Genomic DNA, 2,802 nt, shown 5'->3' with positions numbered 1-2,802 from the left:
CCCCTGCCCCGGGACGCGACGGCGCCGCGAACGCCGCCTAGAGCAGCGCCGCCGTGACCGCGTCGCGCACCGCGTCCGGCACGGCCGCGGGGCCGCCGTACCACCTCACGTTCGCGATCCACGTCTTGCGTGCCACGATCGCGGCGCGCACGCCGGCGTCGAGCGGCACGTTGTTCGGGGTCAGCAGAAGGATGGAGTTGTGCTGCGCCTGCAGCGGGCCTGCCGCCAGCGCGTCGGGGAAGTTCAGGCTGTTGGTGAACCCGACGTGGTCGAACGACATCCCCAGCGTCTCGGCGTACGCCCCCACCGCCACCGACATCGCCGGAGCTGATGCCGCCGTCATCTTCACCACGTGGCTCGCGCCGAGCAGGTTCGTCAGCGTCGTGGTGACCGAGGCCGGCACGCGCGCGCCGCTGTCGAGGATGCGCGCGTCGGTCACGCCGAGATCCGAGATCGTCTGGCGCGTGCTCGCCGTCATGCCCGACACGTTGACGAGCAGCAGCGTCTGGTTGTTGCGCACGGCGACCGGCGCGGCGATGAGCGCGTCAGCGAAGTTGGCGCCGGTGACCACGAACGTCTTGCGCGCGAACGTCTTGCCGCGCAGGCCCATCACGCGCACGGTCTCGCGCGCGACGAGGTCCGCGGTCTCGTAGCGCGTCGCGCCGGCCACGCGCTGGACGGTGGTGACGCCTGAGATCGTGCGCGCCTGGCTCTCGATCATCTGGCTCACCGCGGCGGTACCACCGAGGATGACGACGCGGGACGCGCCGAGACGGCGGATCTCGGTGGTGACCGTCGCGTCGATGGTGGTCCCGGTGCCGCGGACGAGCAGCAGCGGGCAGTCCCACGCGCCGGCGAGCGTACCGCCGCCGAGCGCGTCCGGGTAGTTCAGCCCCGTGGCGAGGAGCACGGTCGCCGCGCTGGTCGGGTAGCTCGCCTTCGAGATCTCGATCGCGGTCGCATAGCGGTCGGCGCCGGCGGACAGCGCGTAGGTGACGGGGCCACGCACGCGGACGGTGACCGTCTTGGTGGCCTCGGCGTTGCCCGCCACGTCGACCGAGCCGTAGGTGACGGTGTGCGTACCCGCGGCGCTCGTCGTCGCGACCAGGCCGTAGCGGATCGTCCCCCCGTCGATGCGGTACCAGGTCGCGCCGGCGCCGAGGCCGGACAGCGCATCGGACGGAGACAGGGTCACGGTCGCGGCCGTGGTCGAGCTCGTGGCTGACGACCCGGTCACCGGCGCCGTCTTGTCGATGCGCACGGTGGCGGTGTGCTCCGACTCGGTGCGGCCGACGTTGTCCGTCGACCAGTAGCCGACGGTCGTGGTGCCCTCGGCCGTGACCGCGAACGGCGCAGCGTAGGTGGTGGATGCACCGCCGTTGAGGCGGTACGCGGTGCCCGCCACCCCGCTGCCCGCGTCGGTGGCGGAGAGCGTGAGCGTCACGTTGGTGCGCGACCAGCCGGCCGGGACGCCGGAGATCGCGGTGGACGGCACGGTCGAGTCGATGCGGATGGTCGCGGTGCGCGTCACCTCGGTGTTGCCGAGCACGTCGGCCGAGCGGTATTCGAGCGTGGTCGAGCCCTCGGCCGAGACCGCGACCGGGACCGTGTAGGTCGTCCACGACCCGCCGTTCAGGCGGTAGCGGATGCCCGCCACGGGCGTGTACGCGTCAGTCGCCGCGAGTGAGAACGTCACGGCGGACGCACTCCACCCGGCCGGGATACCCGAAGCGGCACTGATCGGCGCGGACTTGTCCAAGAGCACGGTCGCGGTCTTGGTCGCCTCGACGCGGCCCGCATTGTCGACCGCGCGGTACGAGATCGTCGTCGTGCCCTCGGCGGTGACGAGGAACGCGCTCGTGAAGGTCGCCTCGGCGCCGCCGTTGAGACGATAGCGGATGCCGGCCACGCCGCTGCCGGCGTCGGTGGCTGTCAGGAACACGAGCGCGTCGGACGCGGTCCAGGTCGCCGACAGCGACCCGATCGACGTCACGGGATCCGTGAGGTCGATGCGCGCGGTAGCCGTGCCGGTCGCCTCGGTGTTGCCGGCGTTGTCGGACGACCAGAAGTACACGGTCGTCGTGCCTTCCGACGCGACCGCGAACGGCGCGGTGTAGGTCTGCACGGCGCCGGAACCCACGCGGTAGCGCGTCCACGCGACGCCGCTCGTGGCGTCGGCCGCCGACAGCGTGACGGTGACCGGGGCGCTCGCCCACCCGGCCGGCACGCCGGACGCGGTCGTGACCGGGGCGAGCGTGTCGATGCGCACGGTCGCGGTGCCGGTCGTCTCGGCATTGCCGGCGTTGTCGGCCGACCAGAAGTACACGGTGGTCGTGCCGGGCGCACTGACCGCGAACGGCGCGGTGTAGGTCTGCACGGCGCCGGAACCCACGCGGTAGCGCGTCCACGCGACGCCGCTCGTGGCGTCGGCCGCCGACAGCGTGACGGTGACCGGGGCGCTCGCCCACCCGGCCGGCACGCCGGACGCGGTCGTGACCGGGGCGAGCGTGTCGATGCGCACGGTCGCGGTGTGCTCGGCCTCGGTGCGGCCCGCGGCGTCGACCGACCAGTAGCCCACGGTGGTCGTGCCGACGGCGGTGACCGCGAATGGTCCCGTGTACGTCGTGACGGCCCCGCCGTCGAGGCGGTAGTACGACGCGGCGACGCCGCTGCCCGAGTCGGTCGCCGTCAGGCTGAGGGTCGCCGGCGAGCCCGACCATCCTGCGGGCACGCCCGCGATCGTCGTCGTGGGCGCGCCGGAATCGAGCCGCACGTACGCCGGGTGGACGGCCTCGAGATTGC

Annotated in this window: 1 protein-coding gene; it reads right to left on the bottom strand. The window is 73.0% G+C overall.

Going from position 1 to position 2,802, the window contains the following annotated elements:
* Window positions 1-37: 37 nt before the first annotated feature.
* Window positions 38-2,802: hypothetical protein (locus FDZ70_08840; protein ID TLM71587.1), on the bottom strand; the 2,765-nt coding region annotated here is incomplete at its 5' end.

The organism is Actinomycetota bacterium (assembly GCA_005774595.1).
In the GTDB taxonomy this organism is placed as follows: domain Bacteria; phylum Actinomycetota; class Coriobacteriia; order Anaerosomatales; family D1FN1-002; genus D1FN1-002.
Note: the sequence above shows the minus strand (reverse complement) of the source record. Positions and strands in the feature narration are given on the sequence as shown.